Here is a 24606-nt window from a genome sequence, read left to right on the forward strand (position 1 = left end):
TGGGATTGGTTTCTGTCACAATGACCCAACTTTATACGTACCCCGGTCCCAACCCGCCCAGATACAAGGAATACGCCATGGCCAGCGAACTCATCAAGCACCTCACCGACGCCAGCTTTGAAGCCGACGTACTGCAGTCCACCACCCCCGTGCTGGTGGACTACTGGGCCGAATGGTGCGGCCCCTGCAAGGACATCGCCCCCCACCTCGACGATCTGGCCAAGACCTATGAAGGCAAGCTGCAGGTCGCCAAGCTGAACATCGACGAGAACCGCGAAACGCCTGCCAAGTTCGGCATCCGCGGCATTCCCACGCTGATGTTCTTCAAGGACGGCCAGCTGTCGGCCACCAAGATCGGCTCCATGCGCAAGGAGCAACTGACGGCCTTCGTCGACCAGCAACTGGCCTGAGGCCTTGCTGGCTGCGGCTCCCCGGGCCGGGGTGCCGCAGCCCCCTTTCTTCACCGCCGCTTGCATCTCTTCACATGCCCGCAAGCAGCGGCCCGGCCTTCCCGGATTTTTTCCTGTCATAATTCCAGCAGATCACCGGCTTGCACGCATTGGCAGCCGGTTCGAGAGATCCTCAGGCACGCCGTGACTGCCATCAGCAGACCACCGGCGAACAGCCCACCTCCCCCGAGACACCTACCTACTCCGCCAAGGAGTCATTCCATGCACTTAAACGAACTCAAGGCACTGCACGTGTCTGAAGTCCTGAAGCAGGCCGAAGAACTCGAAATCGAAAACACGGGCCGGATGCGCAAACAGGAGCTGATGTTTGCCATCATCAAGAAGCGCGCCAAGGCGGGCGAGCAGGTGTTTGCGGATGGGGTGCTGGAAATTCTGCCCGACGGTTTCGGCTTCCTGCGCAGCCCGGACACGAGCTTCACCGCCAGCACGGACGACATCTACATCTCCCCCAGCCAGGTGCGCCGCTTCAACCTGCACACCGGCGACATGATCGAAGGCGAAGTGCGCACCCCGAAAGACGGCGAGCGCTACTTTGCCCTGACCAAGCTCGACAAGGTCAACGACGGCCCACCAGAGCAGAACAAGCACAAGGTGATGTTCGAAAACCTGACGCCCCTGTTCCCCAAGGAGCAGATGCGCCTGGAGCGCGACGTCAAGAGCGAAGAGAACATCACCGGCCGCATCATCGACATCATCGCGCCCATCGGCCGCGGCCAGCGCGCGCTGATCGTCGCCCCGCCCAAGAGCGGCAAGACGGTGATGATGCAGCACATCGCCCACGCCATCACGGCCAACAACCCCGACGTGCACCTGATGGTGCTGCTGGTGGACGAGCGCCCTGAAGAAGTGACCGAAATGCAGCGCACGGTCAAGGGCGAGATCATCGCCTCCACCTTCGACGAGCCCGCCGCACGCCACGTGCACGTGGCCGAGATGGTGATCGAGCGCGCCAAGCGCCTGGTCGAGCTCAAGAAGGACGTGGTGATCCTGCTCGATTCCATCACCCGCCTGGCCCGCGCCTACAACAACGTCGTGCCCTCCAGCGGCAAGGTGCTGTCGGGTGGTGTGGACGCCGCTGCACTGCAGCGCCCCAAGCGCTTCTTCGGCGCCGCCCGCAAGGTCGAGGAAGGTGGCTCGCTGACCATCATCGCCACCGCGCTGGTCGACACCGGCAGCCGCATGGACGAAGTGATCTTTGAAGAATTCAAGGGCACGGGCAACTGCGAAATCCACCTGAACCGCCGCCTGTACGAAAAGCGCGTGTTCCCCGCCATCGAGCTCAACAAGAGCGGCACGCGCCGCGAAGAGCTGCTGCTGGTGCCCGAGATCCTGCAGAAGACCCGCATCCTGCGCCAGTTCATGTACAACATGGACGAGATCGAGTCCATGGAACTCATGATCAAGAACATGAAGGCGACAAAAACCAACGTCGACTTCTTCGACATGATGCGCCGCGGCGGCTAGGCACTCCCTGACACCTTCGCACAACGCCTCGCAGGTTTCACGGCCTGCGGGGCGTTGTGCCTTCTGCACCACCTACCAGCGCGCCTGCGCGGAACCCAGCGCCAGTGCCGGCCGGTCCCAATGCATGGCAGCGCCCTGCACCTGAAGCGGCGGCCGCACCCGCCGGGCCGGGCCCCAGGAGGTGGGCTCCAGCGCCTCGCCCACGTCGTCCCCCCGCTCGGGTGCCAGCGGCTCCACAGGATGCTGCTCGGCGGACACCAGCCAGTGTGCCGTGCGCGCCAGCGACAGCCGCGCCGTGCTGCCCGCTCCGGTGGCCACGCGGCGCACCAGGCCGCGCACGGCAGCGGCCGCCATCAGGTAGCCCGTGGCATGGTCGATGGCCTGCACCGGCAGCGGCGTGGGCCGGTCGTGCCCACCCCGGCGCATGCCGGCATCGGCGATGCCGGTGCTCATCTGCACCAGGCTGTCGAAGCCACGCCGGCCCTGCCAGGTGCCACTCGCGCCGTAGGCGCTGAGCGACACATCCACCAGGCCCGGGTTGAGCGCGCGCCTGCGCTGCGCACCCAGCCCCAGGTGCTCGAGGGCACCGGGCCGCAGGCCATGCACCAGCACATCGGCCTGGCGCAGCAAGCCTTCCAACACCGCGCTATCGGCAGGCACCCGCAGGTCCAGCCGCGCGCAGCGCTTGCCCAGCACCACCTCGGGCACGGTGACGGGCTCCTCCCAGCCGGGCGGATCGATGCGCAGCACATCCGCGCCATGGCCCGCGAGAAAACGCGTGGCCGTGGGGCCGGCCAGGATGCGCGTGAGATCGAGCACGCGCACACCGCGCAGGGGCCGCGCGGGATCGGTGGGCCAGGTGGGCTGGGCCACCGGGGCTGCGGTCTCCCAGTGCACCAGGGGCTCCGCCTGCAGCGCCCGGCCCTGCGGGTGGAGTGCCCAGTCTTCGATGCTTCGCATGGCGGCGGCACAACCCCCCTGCGCCACCACGGCAGCCTCCAGCGCGTCGGACTTCCAGCCTCCCACGGCGTGTGCCACGGCCTCCCGGTCGGCCGCCACACCCAGCACGGCCAGGGCCGCATCGCGGTGGTGCGGCGCATTCGTGTGCAACCGCACCCAGCCATCGGCCGTGCGGTAGTCCCCGGCCACGGCATCCCAGACCGGCGGCAGGGTCCAGCCGTGGGGACGCAGCGACATGCCGAACCAGAAGGACGCGAGGCGCCGGTCCACCTGCACGGCAGGCCACGCGCCACCCGCCTGCGCAAGGAGCTCGGCCACGGCCAGCCCCGCCACGCCGACCGAGGCGGTGGCCAGGTCCGTGACCGGAAACACCGAGGGCAGATCGCCCCGGCCTGCAACCGACAAGTGGTCCAGCGCCGATGCGGGGCCACCCAGCGCCATCCATGCCTGGCCAGCCAGCGCCAGGGCGCCTGGGGGAGCAGAAATCAGTGGGGCGGGCATGAGAACCTCCTTGAAAGAAGCTTCTCAGAATAGATTGGCAGCATTTATTGTCAATATTGATTTATATTTTCAACATGCCTTTTCTCTGATCCACCCATGTCCAGCTACCTCACCGCCGCCGAAACCGCCGAGCGCCTGGGTGTCTCGCGCGCCACGCTGTACGCCTATGTGAGCCGCGGCCTGCTGCATGCCCACCCCGGTCCCACGCCACGCGAAAGCCGCTATGCGCAGGCCGACGTGGAGATGCTGGCCGGCCAGCGCAAGCGCGGCCGCAAGCCGCGCGAGGTGGCCAAGGCCACTTTGAGCTGGGGGCTGCCGGTGCTCGAATCGGCGATCACGCTGATCGAGGACGGCCAGCTGTACCTGCGCGGCGTCCCTGTTGAGGATCTGGCGCAGTCCTGCAGCGTGGAGGCCGTGGCCTCCCGGCTCTGGCAGTGCACGCAAGCCGCCGCCTTTGGCGCCGGTGCCCCCGAGGCCTCCCCCGTGCTGGCTGCCGTGCAGTCGCATCTGGCCGGCCACCGGCCGGAGGAGGCCCTGCTGCCGCTGTTCACCATCGCCAGCGACGACGCACCCACCGCCCAGTGGCAGACCACGCCCGAGCGCCTGGCCGAGGGCTGTGGCGCCCTGGTGCGCCAGCTGGCCGCCTGCCTGCTGGGCACGGCGCCCGGTGCCGACCCCATCCACCTGCAGTGCGCACGGGCCTGGCAGCTCGACCACCAGGGGGCCGACCTGGTGCGCATGGCGCTGGTGCTGTGCGCCGACCATGAACTCAATGCCTCGGGCTTCACGGCGCGCTGCGTGGCCTCCACCGGTGCCAGCCTGCGCGCGGCCGTGGTGGGCGGGCTGGCGGCGCTGACCGGCGCGCGCCACGGCGGGGCCACGGCCCGGGTGGAGGCCTTGTGGGACGAACTGGACGGCAGGCAAGAGCAGTCCTCGCCCGCCGCAGGCCTGCGCCAGCGGCTGGCCCGCGGCGAGGCCCTGCCCGGCTTTGGCCACCACCTGTACCCGCAAGGCGATGTGCGCGCCCGGCTGCTGCTGGCGCGCATCCTGCCCGCGCGCCCGGCCTGGGCGCCCTGGGTCGCCGACGCCCAGGCCCTGGTGGGCCAGCCCCCGTCCCTGGACTTCGCGCTGGTGGCCGTGCGCCGCCACCTGGGTCTGCCGCAGGGTGCCGCCTACGGGCTGTTCGCGCTGGGACGCTCCCTGGGCTGGATCGCGCACGCACTGGAGCAGCGCAGCAGCGCCGGCCTGATCCGCCCACGGGCTGCCTACACCGGCCCACGCCCCGCCTGAGTTTGGGGAAATCACTGGACTCTGGTTATAATGGAGGGCTTTTTCTGCGGAAAGTACGCTGGATGCTCCACGGCGCAAAGGTTGCTCCGGGTCCAGCACGGCTCCCGCACTTGACAAGGATTGATCATGAAAGAAGGCATTCACCCCAACTACCGCGAAGTTCTGTTCGTGGACCTGTCCAACGGTTTCAAGTTCGTGACCCGTTCGTGCGTGAACACCAAGGAAATGGGCAAGACCGACGACGGCCGTGAGCTGCCCCTGTTCAAGCTCGATACCTCCAGCGAATCGCACCCCTTCTACACGGGCACGCAAAAGTCCGTGGACAACATGGGCGGCCGCGTCGAGAAGTTCCGCAACCGTTTCGGCAAGACCACCGCTACCGCTGCCAAGTAATCCTTCGCACGCTGTATGCCAAGAAGGCAGCCCGGGCAACCGAGCTGCCTTTTTTCATGTTCGCGTCACTGCGCTGTGACCGGGGTTACCAGACTTACCCTGCCCGCCGCAGCCTGCTGACGGAACCCGGGCGCTTATCCCTTATTCTTGGCGGCTCCTTCAAGCCACCAGCCGACGCGTGAATCCACCGACCCCAGCCATCGTTACCCAGAATGCCGTGCGGCCACTGCCGCGCTGGGCCCTGATGCTGCTGTGCATTGCCTATGTGATCCCCGGCTTCGTGGGGCGCGCGCCATGGAAGAGCGCCGACATCACCGCCTACGGCTACATGCTGGAGCTGGCGCAGGGCCGCACCAGCTGGCTCAACCCGCTGCTGGGCGGCATGGCACCCGAGACCGAGGGCCTGCTGCCCTACTGGATCGGGGCCCTGGCCCTCCAGTGGGCGCCGGCCTGGCTGTCGCCCGAAATGGCCGTGCGCATCCCTTTTGCCGCGCTGCTGGCCCTCACCTTCATGGCCACCTGGTACGGCGTGTACTACCTGGCACGCAGCCCGGGTGCGCAGCCCGTGGCTTTCGCCTTCGGCGGCGAGGCCACCCCGCTCGACTATGCGCGCGCCATTGCCGATGGCGCCCTGCTCGCGCTGATCGCCTGCCTGGGCCTGGCCCAGCTCTCGCACGAGGTGACGAGCTACCTGGTGCAACTGAGCTGCACCTCCTTCCTGTTCTTTGCCTTTGCCGTGCTGCCCTACCACGCCACCAAGGCGCTGGGAGCCATGCTGGTGGGCGCCTTCGGCCTCACGTTGGCGGGCGCCCCCGCGCTCACGGTGCTGCTGGGTGCCAGCGGCGTGCTGCTGGCGCTGCGCCTGCCCGACAAGGACGCGCGCCAGTGCCGGGCCTGGGCGGTGGCCACGGCCCTGGCCATCGTGGCTGCGGCGGTGCTGGCCTGGCAGCTCGACCTGTGGCGCTGGCGCATCGTGAGCACCGAGGGCGGTGGCAAGGAATGGGCGAGCCTGGCCCGGCTGCTGATCTGGTTTGGCTGGCCAGCCTGGCCCCTGGCGCTGTGGACGCTGTGGCGCTGGCGCAAGCAGATCGCCAGCCGCCAGTGGCACCGCCACCTGCTGCTGCCGCTGTGGTTCACGGCCATCTCCATCGGTGCCACCATCACCACCCAGCCGGCCGACCGCGCCCTGCTGCTGGGCCTGCCCGCACTGGCGGCACTGGCCGCCTTCGCGCTGCCCACGCTCAGCCGCAGCATGGGCGCGCTGATCGACTGGTTCACGCTGATCTTCTTCAGCGTCTCGGCCCTGGCGATCTGGGTCATCTGGATCGCCATGCAGACCGGCGTGCCCGCCAAGCCGGCGGCCAATGTGGCCAAGCTCGCGCCGGGCTTCGTGCCGCAGTTCTCGCTGCTGGCCCTGGTGGCGGCATTGGCCGCCTCGGTGGGCTGGTGCGCGCTGGTGTGGTGGCGCGCCTCGCGCAACCGCGCCCCGATCTGGAAGAGCCTGGTGCTGCCCGCCAGCGGCGCCGCCCTGAGCTGGCTGCTGCTCATGAGCCTGTGGCTGCCGCTGCTCGATTTCGCGCGCAGCTATGTGCCGCAGATGCGCGCCGTCACGGCCGTGCTGGGCCCACAGCCCGGCTGCGTGCAGACCGTGGGCCTGAGCCGCGCCCAGGTGGCCGCGCTGCAATACCACGCCGGCCTCACGCTGCACCCGGCCAGCCTCGCGGTGACCGGCTGCGAGTGGCTGGTCTCGGACATCGCCTCCTGGCCCGCACCGGCCTCCAGCGTGGATGGGCTGCAGTGGGAACGCGTGGCCACCGTGGCACGCCCCACCGACAAGACCGACTTCCTGGTGCTGCTGCGTCGCATCGAAACCGAAACCAAACCCTGATGAGCGAGCTGTCGACCATTTCCCGCCACGCCGTGACGGTGCTGGCCGGGCAACTGGCCGTGATGGCCTTCGGCGTGGCCGACACCATCGTGGCGGGCCGCTACAGCGAGGCTTCGCTGGCCGCGCTGTCGGTGGGCTCGGCCATCTTCATCAGCGTCTACGTGGCGCTGATCGGCGTGCTCAGCGCCCTGCTGCCGGTGTGGGCCGAGCAGCGCGGTGCGGGGCAGCAGCAGCAACTGGGCGCCTCGCTGCGCCAGTCGCTGTACCTGTGCACCGTGGCCAGCATCCTGGGCATGGCCGTGCTGCTCTCGCCCGGCGCCGTGCTGCGCTGGACCGAGGTGCCCGATGCGCTGCGCAGCGAGGTCGAGAACTACCTGGCCGTGCTCGCGCTCGCGCTGCCACCGGCCCTGCTGTTCCGCATCTACAGCACGCTCAACCAGGCGCTGGGCCGCCCCCAGCTGGTCACCTGGCTGCAGGTGGGCTCTCTGTTCATCAAGGTGCCGCTGTCCATCTGGTTCACCTTCGGTGGCGCCGGCCTGCCCGCACAGGGCGCCGTGGGCTGCGCCTGGGCCACGCTGGTGGTCAACTGCAGCATGCTGGCGCTGGCAGTATGGTTGCTGCGCACGCAGGCGCTGTACCAGCCGCTGGCCCTCTGGAAACCGCTGGAGCGCCCGCACTGGCCCACCATCGCGGGCTTTGCACGCCTGGGCGTACCGGCGGGCCTGGCGGTGATGGTGGAAGTCACCTCGTTCACCCTCATGGCCTTGTTCATCGCGCGCCAGGGCACGGTGGCCTCGGCCGCGCACCAGATAGCGTCCAACCTGGCGGCCGTGCTGTACATGGTGCCCCTGTCACTGTCCATTGCCGCCAGCGCGCGTGTGAGCTACTGGCTGGGCGCGGGCGAACCGCTGCGCGCGCACCAGGTGGCACTGCTGGGCATGCGCCTGGCCTGCGCCATGGGCCTGGCCCTGGCGGCGCTGATGTTCCTCGGACGCAACCACCTGGGCGCGCTGTACTCATCGAACGTGCAGGTGGTGGCGGTCACGGGTGGGTTGCTGGCCTGGGTGGCCGCCTACCATGTGGCCGACGCGCTGCAGACCCTGTGCGTGTTCGTGCTGCGCTGCTACCGCATCACGGTGGCGCCGCTGGTGGTGTACTGCACCCTGCTCTGGGGCGCCGGCCTGGGCGGCGGCTACCTGCTGGCCTACCAGGGCCTGGGGCCCTGGGGCGCTGTGGCCACGCCGGCCACCTTCTGGGCTGCCAGCGCGGCCGCCCTGGCCGTGACGGCCGCCCTGTTCGCGGCCATGCTCTGGCGCGCGATCAGGCTGCCAGCGCCTGCGGCACTGGCAAGCGCAGCCGGTTGACCGGAAAGGTGACACAGAAGGTCGAGCCCTTGCCCAGCGTGCTCTGGATGGCAAGCGTCGCGCCATGGCGCTGCAGCACATGCTTGACGATGGCCAGGCCCAGGCCCGTGCCACCGGTCTCGCGCGAGCGGCTGCGGTCCACCCGGTAGAAGCGCTCGGTCAGCCGCGGAATGTGCTCGGGCGCAATGCCCGGGCCCGTGTCCTTGACCGAGAAGGTGGCCGAGCCATCCTCCTTGCGCACCCAGCCCACCGTGATCGTGCCGCCCGCAGGCGTGTAGCGCACGGCGTTGTTGATGATGTTGGACAGGGCGCTCTGCAGCTCGGCCGGCACACCGGCAATGTCCCCCTGGGCCAGCAGCTCCGCCTTGCTCGGGAACAGCAGCGTGTGGGGGCGCTGCTGGGTCTGGGCCAGCAGGGCCGACAGGGCACGGCTCTCTTCCTCGCAGCGCTGCACCAGGCCTTGCACCGGCATCCACTCGGCCATGCCGGGTGGCGGACTGCCCTCCAGGCGCGACAGCGTGAGCAGGTCCTGCACCACGCTCTGCATGCGTGCGGCCTGCTGCGACATCATGCCCAGGTAGCGGGCGCGCTCGTCCTGTGCCAGCGGCAGGGTCTGCAGTGTCTCGACGAAGCCCATGAGCACCGTGAGCGGCGTGCGGATCTCGTGCGAGACGTTGGCCACGAAGTCGCGGCGCATGGCCTCGGCCTGCTCCAGCGCCGTCACATCGCGCGACAGCAGCAGCGTGCGCCCGTCGCCATAGGGGTGCAGGTGCACCGAGATGCGCACCGGGCGCGAAGGCGTGCTGTTGCGCCCCTCCAGCACCACGTCGTGCGTGAAATCCTGGGCCGTGTAATAGGCAGTGAATTCGGGGTCGCGCACCAGGTTGCCGATGGACTGCATGACGTCGCGCTGCGCGTCAAAGCCGAACTGGGCGGCGGCCATCTGGTTGCACCACTCAATGTGGCCCTTTGCATCCAGCAGCACCACGCCGTTGGGCGTGGCCTGCAGCGCAGCCAGTATCTCCTGCAGGCGGTTCTGGCTGCTTTGCACCTCCTGGGCCTGCAGGCGCAGCAGGCGCCGCGACCGGTCGGCCGCCTCGCCCCACATGCCGCGCATGACCGGTGCGCGCGACAGCTCGCCCGTGCGCAGCCAGCGCAGCACGCGCGCGCCGCGCAGCAGGTCCCACACAAACCATGCCCAGGCCGCTATTGCCGCTCCCAGGGCCGCGCCCCAAGGCCCGCCCTGCCACCAACCGAGCCCGCCGCCGGCGATTTGCCAGAGCAGAAAATACGTGAATCGCCAGAGCATGCAGGTTGCAAAGCCTTCTCAGAAAACCAGGGGCGCCGTGAGGCGCCCCGTGAACCATCAGGCCTGCAGCTGCTGCGCCTGGGGTTGCGATTGCGCCGTGAGCCGGTAGCCGGCGCCGCGCACCGTCTCCACCATCACCGACGCGGCACCCAGCGCTTCGCGCAGGCGCTTGACGTGCACGTCCACTGTACGCTCTTCGATGAAGACATGGTCGCCCCAGACCTTGTCCAGCAGCTGCGAGCGGCTGTGCACGCGCTCGGCGTGCTTCATGAGGTAGTGCAGCAGCTTGAACTCGGTGGGGCCCACCTTGAGCTGCTGGCCCTGGAAGGCCACGCGGTAGGTGCCGGCATCGAGCACCAGATCGGCAATGGTCACGCTGTCGCTGACCTGCTCGGGCGCACGGCGGCGCAGCACGGCGCGGATGCGCGCCAGCAGCTCCTGCGTGGAAAACGGCTTGGTGATGTAGTCGTCGGCGCCAGCGTCCAGGCCTGCCACCTTGTCCGGCTCGTCGCCGCGTGCGGTGAGCATGAGGATGGGGATGGCCTTGGTGCGCGCATCGGCGCGCCACTTGCGCGCCAGTGACAGGCCACTCTGGCCGGGCAGCATCCAGTCGAGCAGGATGACGTCGGGCAGCACGGCATCGAGCTCGCGCTGGGCCGAATCGCCATCTTCGGCCCAGAAGGGCTGGAATCCGTTGTGCCGCAGGTTGACCGCGATCAGCTCGGCGATCGCAGGTTCGTCTTCGACAATCAGAACACGGGGTAGCTTTCTCATACAGCGTTCACAGGCCTACAGCACGGCCGATTCGATCTCATCGAGGGCCGTGTGGCGCACGTCCTTGCCCTTGACCAGGTAGATGATGAGTTCGGCCACGTTCTTCGAATGGTCGCCGATGCGCTCGATGGCCTTGGCCAGGAACAGCAGGTCCAGGCTCGGGGAGATCGTGCGCGGGTCTTCCATCATGTAAGTGACCAGCTTGCGCACGAAACCGTCGAACTCCTTGTCGATCAGGTCGTCCTCCTTGAGGATGGAAACGGCCATCGCGGTGTCCAGGCGGGCGAAGGCATCCAGCGCCTTGCGCAGCAGGCCCGAGGCCAGCTCGGCCGCCACGCGCAGGTCGCTCGATGGCAGCGAGCGGGCGGCGCCGCTTTCGATGATGGAACGCACCATGCGCGCCATCTTGTTGGCCTCGTCGCCCATGCGCTCGAGGTTGGCCGTGGCCTTGGAGAAGGCCAGCAGCAGGCGCAGGTCGCGCGCGGTGGGCTGGCGGCGCGCGATGATGGAGGACAGCTCGTGGTCGATCTCCACTTCCATGGCGTTCACGCGCACTTCGATGGCGGCGACCTGCTCCACGGCCTCGATGCTGAACTGCGACAGGGCGTAGACCGCCTGGCGGATCTGCGACTCCACGAGGCCGCCCATTTCCATGACGCGGGCGGAGACGCTGTTGAGTTCGGAGTCGAACTGCGACGAAAGGTGCTTGTCGGGCATTGCTGTCTCCTTAGCCGAAACGGCCGGTAATGTAGTCTTCGGTTTCCTTGCGCTGCGGCTTGAAGAACATCTGTTCCGTCTCGCCGAACTCGACCAGGTCGCCCAGGTACATGTAGGCGGTGTAGTCGCTGCAGCGTGCGGCCTGCTGCATGTTGTGGGTCACGATGACCACGGTGTACTCGTTCTTGAGTTCGGCGATCAGCTCTTCCACCTTGGCGGTCGAGATCGGGTCCAGCGCCGAGCAAGGCTCGTCGAGCAGCAGCACTTCGGGCTTGATGGCAATGCCGCGGGCGATGCACAAACGCTGCTGCTGGCCACCGGACAGGCCGGAGCCGGTCTGGTTGAGCTTGTCCTTGACTTCGTTCCACAGGGCTGCCTTGCGCAGCGCCCATTCCACGCGGTCGTCCATGTCGGTGGCGCTCAGGCTCTCGAACAGCTTCACGCCGAAAGCGATGTTGTCATAGATCGACATCGGGAACGGGGTGGGCTTCTGGAACACCATGCCGACCTTGGCACGCACCAGGGCCACGTCCTGCTTGCTGGTCAGCAGGTTCTCGCCGTCCAGCACGATCTGGCCTTCGGCGCGCTGCTCGGGATACAGCTCGAACATGCGGTTGAAGGTGCGCAGCAGCGTGGACTTGCCGCAACCCGAGGGGCCGATGAAGGCCGTGACCTTGTTCTCGGGGATGTCGAGGTTGATGCCCTTGAGGGCATGGAACTTGCCGTAGTAGAAGTTCAGGTCGCGCACCGTGATCTTGGACTTGTTGGGCACGTCGTTCTTGAGAATAGCGGACATGAGAGTGTCTTTCTTGCTGCTAGGGCTTACTTGTGGCGGGTCAGGACCCGCGCCAGGATGTTCAGGCCGAGAACGGCGACGGTGATGAGGAACACACCGGCCCAGGCCAGTTGTTGCCAGTTCTCGTACGGGCTCATGGCGAACTTGAAGATGGTCACGGGCAGGCTGGCCATGGGCTTGGACAGGTCGCCGTTCCAGAACTGGTTGTTCAGTGCGGTGAACAGCAGCGGAGCGGTTTCGCCGGCGATGCGGGCCACGGCCAGCAACACACCGGTGATCACGCCGGCGCGGGCTGCGCGCAGCGTCACCAGGATGATGACCTTCCATTTGGGCGTACCCAGGGCGTAGGCCGCTTCGCGCAGGCTCGACGGCACCAGCACCAGCATGTTCTCGGTGGTGCGGATGACCACCGGGATCACGATCAGCGCCAGCGCCAGGATGCCGGCATAGGCCGAGAAGCTGCGAAAGCGCGCCACCACCACGGCATACACGAACAGGCCGATCACGATGGAGGGTGCCGACAGCAGGATGTCGTTGACGAAGCGCGTCACCGAGGCCAGCAGGCTCTTGGTCTCGTACTCGGCCAGGTAGATGCCGGCCATGATGCCGATGGGCGTGCCCACGAAGGTGGCCAGCAGCACCATCACGAACGAACCGAAGATGGCGTTGGAGATGCCACCTGTTTCATTGGGTGGCGGCGTCATCTGCGTGAACAGGGCGACGCTCAGGCCACCGACGCCCAGGCGGACGGTTTCCCAGAGGATCCAGATCAGCCAGAAGACGCCGAATGCCATGGCGGCGAGCGACAGGACCAGGGCGATCTGGTTGACGCGCTTGCGGCTGTTGTAGCGCGCCTGGCGCTGCTGGTCGAGCTCGGCCGCCGAAATCAGGCGCTGCCCGGTGCTGGTGGTGGTGCTGCTCATGAGCGCGCTCCTTCATTCTTTTGCAGGCGGGACAGCAGGATCTTGGAGCAGGTCAGCACGACGAAGGTGATGAAGAACAGGACCAGGCCCAGGTAGATCAGCGAGGCCTGGTGCAGGCCTTCGCCGGCTTCGGCGAATTCGTTGGCCAGGGCCGAGGTGATGCTGTTGGCCGCCTCGAACATCGACAGGGAGGACAGCTGGTTCATGTTGCCGATGACGAAGGTCACGGCCATGGTCTCGCCCAGCGCACGGCCCAGGCCCAGCATGATGCCGCCCAGCACACCGGTCTTGGTGTAGGGCAGGACCACCTTCCACACCACTTCCCAGGTCGTGGAGCCCAGGCCGTAGGCGGACTCCTTGAGCAGGGCAGGGGTGACTTCGAACACGTCGCGCATCACCGAGGCGATGAACGGGATGATCATGATGGCCAGGATGATGCCGGCCGACAGGATGCCGATGCCCACCGGAGGGCCCGACACGAACGCACCCAGGTAGGGAACGCCCTGGAACAGGGACTGCAGCGGCTGCTGCACATAGGTCGCGAGGATGGGGCCGAACACCATCAGCCCCCACATGCCGTAGACGATGGAGGGCACGGCAGCCAGCAGCTCGATGGCCGTGCCCAGGGGGCGCTTGAGCCAGGAGGGCGACAGCTCGGTCAGGAACAGCGCGATGCCGAAGCTCACGGGCACGGCGATCAGCAGCGCGATGGCGGAGGTGGCCAGCGTGCCGTAGATCATCACCAGGCCGCCGTACTCGTTCTGCACGGGGTCCCAGACACTGCTGGTGAGGAAGCCCAGGCCATATTTGGCGATGGAAGGCCAGGCCCCCACCACCAGCGAAGCCAGGATGCCCAGCAGCAGGAGCAGGGTCAGGATGGCAGCGCCACGTGCAAAAAAGCCGAACAGCTTGTCGGCCAGCACGCCGGAGATCAGGGGGCGGTGTGGGGAGGGGGGCATTTTCTCAGTACGCAAAGGGGCCGTCGCAATGGACGGATTGTCGCGGACCGGCATCGTTGTGGACACGTTGGTAGCCTTGATTCAATGGATTTGAAGTTGAAGGGCCGGCTTACCGCCGGCCCTGTCAAATTACTTGAACGCTACGGCCTTGCCGGACGTATCCTTGATATCACCCCAGGACTTCAGGATGATGGCCTTCACGCTGTCGGGCATGGGCACATAGTCCAGGTCGGCGGCGGTCTTGTCGCCCTGGGTGTAGACCCAGTCGAAGAACTTGAGGGCCGTGGTGGCCTGGACAGGCTTGTCCTGCGCCTTCTGCATCATGATGAAGGTGGCGGAGGTGATGGGCCACGAATCCTTGCCGGGCTGGTTGGTGAGGATCTGGTAGAAGCTCTTGGCCCAGTCGGCACCGGCAGCAGCGGCCTTGAACGTGGCATCGTCAGGAGAGACGTAGTTGCCGGCGGCGTTCTGCAGCTGCGTGTAGGTCAGCTTGTTCTGCTTGACGTAGGCGTACTCGACGTAGCCGATGGAGTTGGGCAGGCGGCCCACGAAGGCGGCGACGCCTTCGTTGCCCTTGCCGCCCGCACCGGTGGGCCAGTTCACGGCCGTGCCTTCGCCGACCTTGGACTTCCACTCGGCGTTCACCTTGCTCAGGTAGTTGGTGAAACCGAAGGTGGTGCCGGAGCCGTCGGCGCGGCGCACGGGGGCGATGGCGGCGTCAGGCAGGTTCACACCGGGGTTCAGCGCCTTGATGGCGTCGTCGTTCCACTTGGTGATCTTGCCCAGGTAGATGTCACCCAGGACCTGGCCGCTCAGCTTCATCTGGCCGGGCGCGATGCCCTTGATGTTCACCACGGGAACGATGCCACCGATCACGGTGGGGAACTGCACCAGGCCCTTCTTGGCCAGTTCGTCGTCCTTCAGGGGCGCGTCCGAAGCGCCGAAGTCGACCGTCTTGGCTTCGATCTGGCGCATGCCGGCACCCGAACCCACCGACTGGTAGTTGATCTTGACGCCCGTGGCCTTGTTGTAGTCAGCCGCCCACTTGGAATACAGAGGAGCCGGAAAACTGGCGCCTGCGCCGGTGGCTTCCTGCTGTGCCATGGCCTGAGAGAACGCACCAGCAGCGACCACACCAGCAACAAGGACCCGAATCGCGGACATTTTCATGGAGATACCTCTTGGGATGAATGAGTTGGGATGAGGCGACTCTAGGACCCGTATGTGACATTGTCGTGACACACAGATCGGTTGTCACACATCCCGCTCCTCTGTACAGGCGTTTACGTTTGTCATCCAGTTGTCACGGTGCCTGCTTAGTCTCCCGCCACCGAGATGAATCGGCTACCTACCTGGAGAATCACATGTTCCGCCGTTACGCACTGCAATCTGCCCTCGCCCTGGCTACGGTCGCCGCCCTGGCCGGCTGCGCCAGCACCGGTTCCGCCCCCACCCCCCTGGACAGCACGATTGCAAAGACGCCTTCGCTGAGCACCTTCAACAAGCTCGCAGCCCAGGCGGGCCTGGCTGACACCCTCAAGGCCGCCGGCCCCTACACCGTGTTCGCCCCCTCGGACGACGCCTTCAAGGCGGTGCCCGCCAAGACCCTGGCCGACCTGCAGGCCAACCCGGCCCAGCTCAAGGCCGTGCTCAGCCACCACATCGTGGCCGGCAACGTGACCGCTGCCGCCGTCAAGTCCGGCAACACCAAGACCCTCAACGGCTCCGACGTGGCCCTGTCGCGCGCCGGCACCTTCGTCACCGTGGAAGAAGCCATGGTGGAGAAGGCCGATATCGTGGCCACCAACGGCGTGGTGCACGTGGTCGACCGCGTGCTGATGCCTCCCAAGAAGTAATCGCACCACCACGCGACATGGAACGCACACCCCTTCCCTCCGGCGTTCAGCGCCGCCACTGGCTGCAAGGGGTGGCGGCCATAGGTCTGGCAGGCCCGGCCTGGGGCCAGGGCACCGACCCATCCACCAGAAAATCGGATGCCGACCGCCCCCATGTGGTGGCGCAGATCGCCGACCTGTCCCCCGACCAGCAGGACGTGAGCCGCGACTTCCTCGTCGGCTCGCGCACGGCCTGGCAGGAGATCAATGCCAGGGGGGGCGTCCAAGGCCGGCCCGTGCAGCACCTGACGCTCGAGACCGACGGCACGCCCGCGGGCCTGCAGTCCGCCTGGCAGACCGCGCAGCGCCAGGCCGCCTGCATCGCCCTGTCGGGCTGCGTGGGCAACACTGCGGCCAGCGGCCTCATCGCCCTGCAGGCCAAGGCGCCCGGCGATGCCGCCCTGCCCTTCGTGGCGCCCTGGCTGCACGACACGGCAGGCATTTCCACCGCCACGGGTTCCAGCGACACCGTGTTCGACGTGTTCGCCGGGCACGAGGCCCAGATCACCCATGCCATCAAGAACCTGGCCAGCATGGGGGTGCAGACGGTGGGGGTGGCCTATGCCAGCGCTTCCGTGCGGCGCCAGTCTGAAGCCATGGTGGCGCATGCCGCCCAATCGATGGCGCTCAAGGTGCAGGCCCTTGCGCCGCCGGGCCCTGCGGCCAAGACCGGTGCCGGTGCACGCGTGGAGCAGTCCATCGTGCTCTTCATCGGCGGCACGCCCGAACTCTTTTCGTTCCTGGACCAGCTCGCGCTGCCCCAGGGCCGCCAGTGCTATGTGGTGGCCCTGGCCGATGTGAACCTACAGGTGCTGGCCCAGATGGGTCCGACCGCGGCCAAGGCCTCGGTCATCGTCACGCAGGCCGTTCCCATGGTGAACGCCAGCCTGCCCGTGGTGCGCAGCTACCGCGAGGCGCTGGCCCGCCTCTACGACGAACCGCCCTCTCCGCTGGGCCTGGCCGGCTACATCGCCGCGCGCTACACCGCCGAGGTCATGGGCGGCATCAACGGCCCCATCACCCGGGCCAGCATGCTGGCCGCGCTGCAAAAGCGCGCCACGCTGAACATCGGCGGCTATACCGTCAGCTACCAGGGGCGCCAGCGCGCCAGCGCCTACGTGACCCAGGCCATGCTCACCACGGCGGGACGCATCATTGGCTGAACTCGCCTCCAGACGACGGCCCGGGTGCTATGCTGGGCCGAAAGGAAAACAGCGCACCCCGCGCACCACCATGCACAACGGAACACTGCTCGCAGCCGTGGATCTGGGATCCAACAGCTTTCGCCTTGAAATCGGCCGCTACGAGCACGGCCATGTCCAGCGCGTCGAATACCTCAAGGAGACCGTGCGCCAGGGCAATGGCCTGGACGAGGACCGCAACCTCACCCCAGAGGCCATGCAGCGCGGCTGGGACTGCCTGGCACGCTTCGGCGAGCGCCTGGCCGGCTTTTCGCGCACGCAGGTGCGTGCCGTGGCCACCCAGACCCTGCGCGAGGCGCGCAACCGCGAGGAATTCATCGCCCGCGGCAGCCAGGTGCTGGGCTACCCGATCGACGTGGTCTCGGGACCCGAGGAAGCACGGCTGATCTACCAGGGCGTGGCACGCCTGCTGCCCCAGTCCGACGAGCGCCGGCTGGTGGTGGACATCGGCGGACGCTCCACCGAACTCATCCTGGGCCAGCAGTTCACGCCGCACGCCGTGGCCTCCTTTCGCGTGGGCAGCGTGGCCTGGTCCTCGCGCTACTTTGCCGGCGGCCTGTTCACGCCCCAGGCCTTCATGGCCGCCGAGATCGCCGCCAAGGCGGTGCTCGACGAAGCCCTGGCCACCTTCCGGCCCGACGGCTGGGATGTGGCCTACGGGTCCTCGGGCACGGCGGGTGCGGTCGGCGACATCCTCACCGCCGCTGGCGGGCCCGAGGGCCTGATCACGCGCGAAGGCCTGGACTGGCTGCACGAGCGCCTGCTGCGTGCGCAGAGCGCCGACCGCGTGCGCCTCGATGGCCTCAAGGACGAGCGCCGCGCCGTGATCGGCGGCGGCATCAGCGTGCTGCGCGCCGTGTTCGACCTGCTGCACATCGAGCAGATGCAGGTGGCCCAGGGCGCCCTGCGCCAGGGCGCGTTGTACGATCTGCTCGACCGCGAGCAGCCGGGCACCGACCTGCGCAGCACCACCGTCCACGGCCTCATGCAGCGCTTTGGCGTGGATGTGGAGCATGCCGAGCGCGTGGCGCGCATCGCCTGCCAGCTGTTCGACCAGGCCGCCCCGGCCGGCAGCGAGCGCGCCTCGCGCAAGCTCGACTGGGCGGCGCGCCTGCACGAGATCGGCTGCCGCATCTCGCACAGCGACTACCACCGCCACGGCGCCTACATCCTGGACCACACCGACGCCGCCGGCTTTGCCATGCCCGAGCTGCACCGCCTGGGCCAGCTGGTGCTGGGCCAGCGTGGCAAGGTGCGCAAGCTCGATGTGGACCTCGAAGACGCGGGATTCGCCCTGCAACTGCTGTGCCTGCGGCTGGCCGTGGCCCTGTGCCATGCGCGCCGCGACCCGGACACCGAGGGCCTGCAGTTGCAGGTCAAGGGCAACCGCTTCCTGCTGTCGGCACGCCGGGGCTGGGCGACGGGCTACCCGCAATCGGCCCACCTGCTGCGCGAGGAAATGCTGGCCTGGCAAAAGACCCCATGGGAGCTGGTGGCAGAGCTGCCGTGACGCAGAAAGAAAAACGGTATAAACTGTTTATACCGTTTTACTCTCTTTTGTCATGACCAGCACTGCACCCGCAACCAGCACCCCCACCGCTGCGGCCACCCCGGCCACGGCCCCTACCGTGAAGGCCCCCGCAGCCGCCAAGCCTGCAGCCAAGGCCGCCAAAAAGCCGGCGCCCAACGCAGCTGCGGCCAAGGCTGCGGCCAAGGCCCCTGCCGCCAAGCCCGCGCCAGCGGCCAAGCCGGCAGCCAAGGCCGCTGCCAAGCCCAAGGCCGCGGCACCTGCTGCAGCCAAGCCCAAGCCCGCAGCCGCCCCAGTCCCCGCCAAGGAAGCCAAGGCCAAGAAGGCCAAGCTGGTGCGCGACAGCTTCACCATCCCCAAGGACGAGTACGCCGTGGTCGAGACGCTCAAGCAGCGCGCCGCCGCCCTGGCCCAGCCCGCCAAGAAGAGCGAGCTGCTGCGCGCTGGCCTCAAGCTGCTGGCCGGCCTGTCCGACACCGCCTTGCGCAGCGCGCTGCAGGCCGTGCCGTCGATCAAGACCGGCCGCCCGAAGGCCGACGCACCTGCCGCCAAGAACGGCCGCAAGTAAAAAGCGGCCCTCGGGCCGCTGCGTGGTGGTGACCGAAGGCGCTGCCGCGAGGGTCAGACGAACTCTGGCGACTGCACAGCCATCAGCACCGTCTGGCTTTCGTCCATGCGCTGGCGCTGGCGCAACCACCACACGGCGCCCTTGCGCACCGCGCATTCGGGCGCCTGCATGCCCAGCAACTGCGCAATGGTCTGGCCCAGCACCGGCTGGTGGCCCACGATCAGCACGGCGCCGCGCGCCCGTGGCCACTGCGCCAGCTCCAGCAGGTCCTCGGTGGTGCCGCCGGGCAGCAGCTCGGCGCGCATCTTGAACTTGCGGCCCAGGGCATCGGCCGTCTGCTCGGTGCGTCGGGATGGGCTGGCCAGCACGCGCAGGCCCTCGGGCAACTGGCGGTCCAGCCAGGCGGCCATGCGCGCCGCCTGCTTCTCGCCCCGTGGCGTGAGCGCGCGGGTCAGGTCGTCCGAGCCGTCCTGGGCTTCTTCGGCCTCGGCATGGCGCCACAGGATCAAGTCCATCATCACGTTCCTTGCTGCTCCACCCGCGCCACCGGCACAGGCGGTCCGTAGCGCACCATGAGCGCCGCCTGCGCACCCTGCCCGTCTTCGGGATGGGGGGCCCGGGCATAGGTGCCGTCGGGGTTGAGCGTCCATGCGTCGCGGTCGTCGTGCAGGTAGGCCACCAGGCACTCGTCGACGATCTGGCGGCGCAGGCGCGGCTCGGTCACGGGCCAGGCCAGTTCCACGCGGCGCATCATGTTGCGGTTCATCCAGTCGGCACTCGACAGGTACAGGTCTTCCTCACTGCCTGCGCGAAAGTAGAAGACCCGTGTGTGCTCCAGGAAGCGCCCGATCACCGAGCGCACGCGGATGTTGTCCGTCACGCCTGGCACCTGGGCCGCGAGCATGCAGGCGCCGCGCACGATGAGGTCGATGCGCGCGCCGCGCTGGCCGGCCGCGATCAGGGCGCGCATCAGCGCCTCGTCGGTCAGCGCATTCATCTTCGCGACGATGCGCGCATCCTCGCCCCGGCTGGCGGCCAGGCCCACCTGCTCTATCTTCTCGATCATGCGCCGCTGCAGGTGGAAGGGCGCGAGCAGCAGCTTGCGCAGCTTGGGCGGCCGGTTCTGGCTGGCCAGGTGGTTGAACACACCATCCATGTCGGCCGTGGTGTCCTCGTCGGCCGTGAGGTAGCTCAGGTCGGTGTACAGGCGCGCGGTGCGCACGTTGTAGTTGCCGGTCGACAGGTGCCCATAGCGGCGCAGCTGGCGCCCCTCGCGGCGCGTCACCAGCAGCATCTTGGCATGGGTCTTGAGCCCCACCACGCCATACACCACCTGCGCCCCGATGGATTCAAGCGCCTCGGCCCAGTTGATGTTGGCCTCTTCGTCGAAGCGCGCCTTGAGCTCCACCACGGCCATGACCTCCTTGCCGCGGCGCACGGCCTCGGTCAGCAGGTCCATGAGTTCGGAGTCGGCGCCCGTGCGGTAGATGGTCTGCTTGATGACCAGCACCTGGGGGTCGTTCACCGCCTCGCGCAGAAAGGCCAGCAGCCCATCGAAGCTCTCGAAGGGCTGGTGCATGAGCACATCGCGCTTGCCCAGCTGCTCCATGATCGAGACCCCCGGCACCAGCTGGCGCGGCCAGGCCGAGCGCCAGGCCGGGAACAGCAGCGCGGGGTCGTTCACCAGGTCCACCAGCTGCGTCAGGCGCACCAGGTTCACCGGGCCGTGCACGCGGTACAGCGCCGGCTCGGGCAGGTCGAACTGCTCGAGCAGGAAGCGCGAGAGGAACTGCGAGCACCCGGCCGAGACCTCCAGCCGCACGGCCTGGCCATAGTGGCGGTGCTGCAGGCCCTGGCGCAGGGCGGTGCGCAGGTTGCGCACATCCTCCTCGTCGAGCGCCAGATCGGAGTGGCGCGTGACGCGGAACTGCGAGAACTCCGTGACCTCGCGGCCGGGAAACAGGTCGTCCAGGTGCGCGCGGATGATGCTCGAGAGGCTCACGAACAGCGATTCGCCCTTGGCAGCCAGGCGCGGCGGCATGCGCACCAGGCGCGGCAGCGCACGCGGCACCTTGACGATGGCCACCTCGTTCTTGCGGCCGAAGGCATCGTGGCCATGCAGGCGGACGATGAAATTGAGCGACTTGTTGGCCACCTGCGGGAACGGGTGGGCGGGGTCGAGCCCCACCGGGATCAGCAGCGGGCGCACCTCGCGCATGAAATACTCATGCACCCAGGAGCGCTGGGCTGCCGAGCGCTCGCCGTGCGAGACGATGCGGATGCCGTGCCGCGCGAATTCGGGCACAAGGGAGTCGTTGTACAGCGAGTACTGGCGCGCCACCAGGTCATGGGCCTTGGACGCCAGCGCAACGAAGGAGGCCTCGGTATAGACCCCCTTGCCCTCGCCGCTCTTGGCGGCGGTCAGGTGGGCGGCGGCGCGCACCTCGAAGAACTCGTCGAGGTTGGACGACACGATGCACAGGTAACGCAGACGCTCCAGCAGTGGCACGTCGGTGCGCACGGCCCAGTCGAAAACGCGCTCGTTGAAGCCCAGGATGCTGTGGTCCCGGTCCAGGAACATCGGCGCCCCCGGCCCGGCGGCAGCCACCACTGGCGCGGGCACGGGCTCGGCCGCCGCCTGCAGAGCGGCTTCCTGGCGGTCATCGGGGCTGTCACATTGCGAAATCACAGGTTTTCTGGAGGAGAAGGAAGGCATGGGCACTCGAAAGCCACGGGGAGCGGGTGCCTGCAGTATTTAACGGCCAGATGACAGTGATGTGACAGTTTTTGTGACAGAAACCGCGTCGTCATCTCGGCGTGGACGGGCGGGAACCAGGAATTGCTGGAACAACCGGGCGGTATGCGCCCAGGTGAACTCCAGCGCCCGGTTGCGCGCCTCGTGGCGCGGCACGGCCAGCGCGCTTTGGGCGGCGGTCATCAGGTCCGTGTCCAGCACGCCGCCGCGCGCCTGCCCGCCGGCATGGGCGCCCAGCACTTCCATCGGGCCGTCCTCGAAGTAGGCGGCCACGGGCGTGCCGCAGGCCATGGCCTCCAGCATCACCAGGCCGAAGGTCTCCGAGCGGCTGGGAAAGACGAACACGTCGGCCGCCGCGTACACCCCGGCCAGGGTGGCGCGGTCCAGGATCCCGAGCCAGCGCGCCTGCGGGTAGCGGGCCTTGAGCCGCTCTTCGAGCGGGCCCACGCCACAGATGACCTTGCTGCCCGGCATGTCCAGCTGCAAAAAGGCCTCGATGTTCTTCTCGTAGGACACCCGCCCCACATAGAGGGCCACCGGATGGGCCAGGGCGCCCACCAAGGGGTGCGGCGTGGCCTCGGCCTGGTAGCTGAAGGCCGTGGTGTCGACCCCGTGCGTCCACTGCCGCAGGTTGCGGAAACCCCGCCGCTCGAGCATCTTGAGCACGCCGACCGTGGGCACCATCACGCCCGACGAAGGCCGGTGGAAGTGCCGGAACAGTGCGTACCCCAGTCCCAGCGGGATGTGCGCCGCGGCATTCAGGATCTCGGGAAAGCGGGTGTGGAAGGCCGTGGTGAAGGCCAGCTTCCTGCGCAGGCAGTAGCGGCGCCCGGCCCAGCCGATGGGGCCCTCGGTCGCCAGGTGGATGGCGTCGGGCTGCAGCGCGTCCAGGATGCGCTGGATCTCCCGGCCCGGCCGGACAGCCAGGTCGATCCCCGGGTAGCCCGGGCAGGGGCGCGTCTTGAACAGGCCCGGCTGGATCACATGCACCTGGTGCCCGGCGCACTCCATGTGGCGCACCAGTTCCACCAGGGTGGTGACCACGCCATTGATCTGGGGGGACCAGGCGTCGGACAACAAGGCGATTTTCATACGGCCATCTCGCTGCTGCGGGTTTGCGTGTTCGTCTGGTGCCCGGGCACGGTGTGCCACTGCACCAGCTCCAGGCGGCCGTCCATGTGCTCGACCAGCGCCGTGTGGCTTTCCACCCAGTCGCCATCGTTGCAGTACATGATGCCGTCGATCTCGCGCATCTCGGCGCGGTGGATGTGGCCGCAGACCACCCCATCGTGGCCGCGGCGGCGCGCCTCGGCGGCCACGGCCACCTCGAAGTCCGTCACGTAGTTCAGCGCCGTCTTCACCTTGCCCTTGAGGTAGGCCGACAGCGACCAGTACGGCAGCCCCATGCGCGCGCGCAGCGTGTTCAGGTGCCGGTTGAGCTTGAGCGTGAACTCGTAGAGGTTGTCGCCCACATAGGCGAGCCACTTGGCGCACTGGATCACGCCATCGAAATAGTCGCCGTGGGTCACCCACAGGGTGCGGCCATCGGCCGTGGTGTGCACCGTGTCCTCGGCCACCTCGATGCCGCCGAACGAATGGCCGACGAAGGCCCGGGCGAACTCGTCGTGGTTGCCGGGCACGAACACCACGCGGCAGCCCTTGCGCGCGCGGCGCAGCAGCTTTTGCACCACGTCGTTGTGAGCCTGGGGCCAGAACCAGCGGCGGCGCAGTTGCCAGCCGTCCACGATGTCGCCCACCAGGTACAGGTGGTCGCTCGGGTGGTGCTTGAGGAAGTCGAGCAGGCCCTCGGCCTGGCAGCCGGGCGTGCCCAGGTGCAGGTCGGAGATGAACACCGCGCGCAGGTGGCGGTGGCCCGGTGGATGCGCGTCGTCGGCGTCGGCGACAGAGTCCTGCCCACCTCCCACGTGTGCAGTCCAGTCGCCGAGCGCGTCGAACGCGGCGCGCATCAGGCCCCCAGGAAATGCTTGCGGTAACGGGGGTGCAGGTCTGCCAGGCGCATCAGCATGGGCAGGTCCGCGGAATTGAAATCCGGGTCCCAGGCCGGGGCACCCAACACCCGCGCACCCAGGCGCAGGTAGCCCTTGATCAGGGCCGGCGGCTCCACGAAGGTGGAGCCGTCGAGCTTCTCGACGGGCAGTGGCAGGCGGGGCAGCACGTGGTATTCGATGGGGGCCAGGTGCGTCTGGCGCACCTGGTTCCAGATGCTGGCGGCCGCGTCGCCGCTGATCACGCCGTTGTGCAGCATGGGGATGCTGGCACAGCCGATCATGGTGTCGAGCTGGTTGCGCACCATGAAGTCGGCCAGCGCGCTCCACAGCGCCATGATCACGCCGCCGTGGCGGTGCTCGGGGTGCACGCAGCTGCGGCCCAGTTCCACCATGCGCGGGCGCAGGGTGCGCAGGCGGGTGAGGTCGAATTCGGTGTCGCTGTAGGTGCTGCCCACGCGGCGCGCCTGCGCGGGGGTCAGGACCCGGTAGGTGCCAATCACCTGCCGGCTGGCCGCATCCCGCACCAGCAGGTGCTCGCAATAGTCGTCGAACAGGTCCACATCGTGGCCGGGCACGGGGGTCGTCAATCGAGCGCCCATTTCCCCGGCAAACACGTCGAACCGGAGCTTCTGTGCCTGGCGGACCTCGTCGAGGTGCCGTGCCCACTCCACCTCCACACCGCCACGCACCGGGATGCCGGCCACCGCGGATTCGGTGCGCTGAATTGCGCCCCTGGAGGGGGCGGCGGGGGCCAGCGGCAGGGTGGGGTTGGGCAAATCGCTCATGGATCAACTCCTTCGTACAAGGCGGCCCCATGGCCGCTGGTGCCCCGGATCACCGG

The 24606-nt window shown here is 68.0% G+C and carries 23 protein-coding genes; 10 read left to right on the forward strand and 13 right to left on the reverse strand.

The genetic code is table 11. The features are described from left to right. Positions 1 to 77: 77 nt before the first annotated feature. Together trxA and rho are read left to right on the forward strand one after the other, a co-directional pair. Positions 78 to 410 carry a thioredoxin TrxA gene (gene trxA / locus AC07PA_RS18580; protein ID WP_007847638.1) on the forward strand — a complete coding sequence of 111 codons (333 nt, stop codon included), beginning with the start codon at positions 78 to 80 and terminating at the stop codon, positions 408 to 410. Positions 411 to 671: 261 nt separating this feature from the next. Next, on the forward strand, positions 672 to 1934 hold the full coding sequence (rho, locus tag AC07PA_RS18585) for a transcription termination factor Rho (RefSeq protein ID WP_007847642.1): 1263 nt from the start codon (positions 672 to 674) through the stop codon (positions 1932 to 1934). 72 nt (positions 1935 to 2006) lie between these two features. On the opposite strand, the gene AC07PA_RS18590 is transcribed toward rho, so the two are convergent. Beyond that, positions 2007 to 3395: a CoA transferase gene (locus tag AC07PA_RS18590; protein WP_494606143.1), complete on the reverse strand. Its 1389-nt coding sequence runs from the start codon at positions 3393 to 3395 to the stop codon at positions 2007 to 2009. 96 nt (positions 3396 to 3491) lie between these two features. Here AC07PA_RS18590 and AC07PA_RS18595 point away from each other — a divergent pair, with 96 nt between their 5' ends. The 4 genes from AC07PA_RS18595 to AC07PA_RS18610 all read left to right on the forward strand — a co-directional run bounded on the left by AC07PA_RS18595 (position 3492) and on the right by AC07PA_RS18610 (position 8330). After that, positions 3492 to 4685 carry a citrate/2-methylcitrate synthase gene (locus tag AC07PA_RS18595; RefSeq protein ID WP_494606145.1) on the forward strand — a complete coding sequence of 398 codons (1194 nt, stop codon included), beginning with the start codon at positions 3492 to 3494 and terminating at the stop codon, positions 4683 to 4685. A gap of 126 nt (positions 4686 to 4811) precedes the next feature. Continuing rightward, positions 4812 to 5078 (forward strand): type B 50S ribosomal protein L31, encoded by a 267-nt coding sequence (locus tag AC07PA_RS18600; RefSeq protein ID WP_007847661.1) that lies wholly within the window; start codon positions 4812 to 4814, stop codon positions 5076 to 5078. 178 nt (positions 5079 to 5256) lie between these two features. Further along, a complete protein-coding gene (locus AC07PA_RS18605; RefSeq protein ID WP_494606147.1) occupies positions 5257 to 6966 on the forward strand; it encodes a hypothetical protein in 1710 nt (569 codons plus the stop codon). After that, complete coding sequence (locus tag AC07PA_RS18610; protein WP_494606149.1) at positions 6966 to 8330, forward strand: MATE family efflux transporter; 1365 nt, start codon at positions 6966 to 6968, stop codon at positions 8328 to 8330. The genes AC07PA_RS18605 and AC07PA_RS18610 overlap by 1 nt, the downstream gene beginning before the upstream one ends. Here the strand turns inward: AC07PA_RS18610 and phoR are convergent. The 7 genes from phoR to pstS form a co-directional block, all read right to left on the reverse strand. Then, on the reverse strand, positions 8287 to 9639 hold the full coding sequence (phoR, locus tag AC07PA_RS18615; protein ID WP_145698019.1) for a phosphate regulon sensor histidine kinase PhoR: 1353 nt from the start codon (positions 9637 to 9639) through the stop codon (positions 8287 to 8289). The genes AC07PA_RS18610 and phoR overlap by 44 nt on opposite strands. A 57-nt stretch (positions 9640 to 9696) precedes the next feature. Further along, positions 9697 to 10413 (reverse strand): phosphate regulon transcriptional regulator PhoB, encoded by a 717-nt coding sequence (phoB, locus tag AC07PA_RS18620; protein WP_007847669.1) that lies wholly within the window; start codon positions 10411 to 10413, stop codon positions 9697 to 9699. Between the two features lie 15 nt (positions 10414 to 10428). After that, positions 10429 to 11130: a phosphate signaling complex protein PhoU gene (gene phoU / locus AC07PA_RS18625; RefSeq protein WP_007847672.1), complete on the reverse strand. Its 702-nt coding sequence runs from the start codon at positions 11128 to 11130 to the stop codon at positions 10429 to 10431. A 10-nt stretch (positions 11131 to 11140) separates the two neighbouring features. After that, entirely contained in the window at positions 11141 to 11926 is a 786-nt protein-coding gene (gene pstB, locus AC07PA_RS18630; protein ID WP_007847674.1) for a phosphate ABC transporter ATP-binding protein PstB, read from the reverse strand. A gap of 26 nt (positions 11927 to 11952) precedes the next feature. Beyond that, on the reverse strand, positions 11953 to 12849 hold the full coding sequence (gene pstA, locus AC07PA_RS18635) for a phosphate ABC transporter permease PstA (protein WP_494606153.1): 897 nt from the start codon (positions 12847 to 12849) through the stop codon (positions 11953 to 11955). Beyond that, the gene (pstC, locus tag AC07PA_RS18640; protein WP_238541777.1) at positions 12846 to 13808 is read right to left on the reverse strand and encodes a phosphate ABC transporter permease subunit PstC; all 963 of its coding nucleotides are present in this window, start codon (positions 13806 to 13808) and stop codon (positions 12846 to 12848) included. Before pstC ends, pstA begins: the two co-directional genes overlap by 4 nt. A 129-nt stretch (positions 13809 to 13937) precedes the next feature. Then, positions 13938 to 14978 carry a phosphate ABC transporter substrate-binding protein PstS gene (gene pstS, locus AC07PA_RS18645; RefSeq protein WP_007847680.1) on the reverse strand — a complete coding sequence of 347 codons (1041 nt, stop codon included), beginning with the start codon at positions 14976 to 14978 and terminating at the stop codon, positions 13938 to 13940. 194 nt (positions 14979 to 15172) lie between these two features. Here pstS and AC07PA_RS18650 point away from each other — a divergent pair, with 194 nt between their 5' ends. The 4 genes from AC07PA_RS18650 to AC07PA_RS18665 all read left to right on the forward strand — a co-directional run bounded on the left by AC07PA_RS18650 (position 15173) and on the right by AC07PA_RS18665 (position 19001). After that, on the forward strand, positions 15173 to 15664 hold the full coding sequence (locus tag AC07PA_RS18650) for a fasciclin domain-containing protein (protein WP_007847681.1): 492 nt from the start codon (positions 15173 to 15175) through the stop codon (positions 15662 to 15664). 17 nt (positions 15665 to 15681) lie between these two features. Continuing rightward, positions 15682 to 16866, forward strand: coding sequence for an ABC transporter substrate-binding protein (locus AC07PA_RS18655; protein ID WP_494606156.1), 1185 nt, complete (start codon positions 15682 to 15684; stop codon positions 16864 to 16866). A gap of 70 nt (positions 16867 to 16936) precedes the next feature. Further along, positions 16937 to 18415 carry a Ppx/GppA phosphatase family protein gene (locus tag AC07PA_RS18660; RefSeq protein ID WP_494606158.1) on the forward strand — a complete coding sequence of 493 codons (1479 nt, stop codon included), beginning with the start codon at positions 16937 to 16939 and terminating at the stop codon, positions 18413 to 18415. A gap of 52 nt (positions 18416 to 18467) precedes the next feature. Continuing rightward, the gene (locus AC07PA_RS18665) at positions 18468 to 19001 is read left to right on the forward strand and encodes a hypothetical protein (protein ID WP_494606160.1); all 534 of its coding nucleotides are present in this window, start codon (positions 18468 to 18470) and stop codon (positions 18999 to 19001) included. A gap of 53 nt (positions 19002 to 19054) precedes the next feature. Here the strand turns inward: AC07PA_RS18665 and AC07PA_RS18670 are convergent, their stop codons facing one another. Genes AC07PA_RS18670 through AC07PA_RS18690 form a run of 5 tightly spaced genes read right to left on the reverse strand, consistent with a single transcriptional unit; the run spans position 19055 to position 24550 of the window. Continuing rightward, positions 19055 to 19519, reverse strand: a complete 465-nt coding sequence (locus tag AC07PA_RS18670) for a SixA phosphatase family protein (RefSeq protein WP_007847685.1) — start codon at positions 19517 to 19519, stop codon at positions 19055 to 19057. After that, positions 19519 to 21717 (reverse strand): polyphosphate kinase 1, encoded by a 2199-nt coding sequence (gene ppk1, locus AC07PA_RS18675; protein ID WP_494606162.1) that lies wholly within the window; start codon positions 21715 to 21717, stop codon positions 19519 to 19521. The genes AC07PA_RS18670 and ppk1 overlap by 1 nt, the downstream gene beginning before the upstream one ends. 39 nt (positions 21718 to 21756) lie before the next feature. Then, positions 21757 to 22848 (reverse strand): glycosyltransferase family 4 protein, encoded by a 1092-nt coding sequence (locus AC07PA_RS18680; RefSeq protein ID WP_494606164.1) that lies wholly within the window; start codon positions 22846 to 22848, stop codon positions 21757 to 21759. Next, on the reverse strand, positions 22845 to 23723 hold the full coding sequence (locus AC07PA_RS18685) for a UDP-2,3-diacylglucosamine diphosphatase (RefSeq protein ID WP_494606166.1): 879 nt from the start codon (positions 23721 to 23723) through the stop codon (positions 22845 to 22847). Before AC07PA_RS18685 ends, AC07PA_RS18680 begins: the two co-directional genes overlap by 4 nt. Further along, positions 23723 to 24550, reverse strand: a complete 828-nt coding sequence (locus AC07PA_RS18690; RefSeq protein ID WP_494606168.1) for a GNAT family N-acetyltransferase — start codon at positions 24548 to 24550, stop codon at positions 23723 to 23725. The genes AC07PA_RS18685 and AC07PA_RS18690 overlap by 1 nt, the downstream gene beginning before the upstream one ends. Positions 24551 to 24606 lie beyond the last annotated feature (56 nt).

The sequence above is a fragment of the Acidovorax sp. GW821-FHT09B03 genome (genome assembly GCF_059418305.1).

Excerpts from the sequence above, each read along its gene's own strand:
- trxA (WP_007847638.1), top strand. The coding sequence starts at position 78 with ATGGCCAGCGAACTCATCAAGCACCTCACCGACGCCAGCTTTGAAGCC.
- rho (WP_007847642.1), top strand. The coding sequence starts at position 672 with ATGCACTTAAACGAACTCAAGGCACTGCACGTGTCTGAAGTCCTGAAG.
- AC07PA_RS18590 (WP_494606143.1), bottom strand. The coding sequence starts at position 3,395 with ATGCCCGCCCCACTGATTTCTGCTCCCCCAGGCGCCCTGGCGCTGGCT.
- AC07PA_RS18595 (WP_494606145.1), top strand. The coding sequence starts at position 3,492 with ATGTCCAGCTACCTCACCGCCGCCGAAACCGCCGAGCGCCTGGGTGTC.
- AC07PA_RS18600 (WP_007847661.1), top strand. The coding sequence starts at position 4,812 with ATGAAAGAAGGCATTCACCCCAACTACCGCGAAGTTCTGTTCGTGGAC.
- AC07PA_RS18610 (WP_494606149.1), top strand. The coding sequence starts at position 6,966 with ATGAGCGAGCTGTCGACCATTTCCCGCCACGCCGTGACGGTGCTGGCC.
- phoR (WP_145698019.1), bottom strand. The coding sequence starts at position 9,639 with ATGCTCTGGCGATTCACGTATTTTCTGCTCTGGCAAATCGCCGGCGGC.
- phoB (WP_007847669.1), bottom strand. The coding sequence starts at position 10,413 with ATGAGAAAGCTACCCCGTGTTCTGATTGTCGAAGACGAACCTGCGATC.
- phoU (WP_007847672.1), bottom strand. The coding sequence starts at position 11,130 with ATGCCCGACAAGCACCTTTCGTCGCAGTTCGACTCCGAACTCAACAGC.
- pstB (WP_007847674.1), bottom strand. The coding sequence starts at position 11,926 with ATGTCCGCTATTCTCAAGAACGACGTGCCCAACAAGTCCAAGATCACG.
- pstA (WP_494606153.1), bottom strand. The coding sequence starts at position 12,849 with ATGAGCAGCACCACCACCAGCACCGGGCAGCGCCTGATTTCGGCGGCC.
- pstC (WP_238541777.1), bottom strand. The coding sequence starts at position 13,808 with ATGCCCCCCTCCCCACACCGCCCCCTGATCTCCGGCGTGCTGGCCGAC.
- pstS (WP_007847680.1), bottom strand. The coding sequence starts at position 14,978 with ATGAAAATGTCCGCGATTCGGGTCCTTGTTGCTGGTGTGGTCGCTGCT.
- AC07PA_RS18650 (WP_007847681.1), top strand. The coding sequence starts at position 15,173 with ATGTTCCGCCGTTACGCACTGCAATCTGCCCTCGCCCTGGCTACGGTC.
- AC07PA_RS18655 (WP_494606156.1), top strand. The coding sequence starts at position 15,682 with ATGGAACGCACACCCCTTCCCTCCGGCGTTCAGCGCCGCCACTGGCTG.
- AC07PA_RS18660 (WP_494606158.1), top strand. The coding sequence starts at position 16,937 with ATGCACAACGGAACACTGCTCGCAGCCGTGGATCTGGGATCCAACAGC.
- AC07PA_RS18665 (WP_494606160.1), top strand. The coding sequence starts at position 18,468 with ATGACCAGCACTGCACCCGCAACCAGCACCCCCACCGCTGCGGCCACC.
- AC07PA_RS18670 (WP_007847685.1), bottom strand. The coding sequence starts at position 19,519 with ATGATGGACTTGATCCTGTGGCGCCATGCCGAGGCCGAAGAAGCCCAG.
- ppk1 (WP_494606162.1), bottom strand. The coding sequence starts at position 21,717 with ATGCCTTCCTTCTCCTCCAGAAAACCTGTGATTTCGCAATGTGACAGC.
- AC07PA_RS18680 (WP_494606164.1), bottom strand. The coding sequence starts at position 22,848 with ATGAAAATCGCCTTGTTGTCCGACGCCTGGTCCCCCCAGATCAATGGC.
- AC07PA_RS18685 (WP_494606166.1), bottom strand. The coding sequence starts at position 23,723 with ATGCGCGCCGCGTTCGACGCGCTCGGCGACTGGACTGCACACGTGGGA.
- AC07PA_RS18690 (WP_494606168.1), bottom strand. The coding sequence starts at position 24,550 with ATGAGCGATTTGCCCAACCCCACCCTGCCGCTGGCCCCCGCCGCCCCC.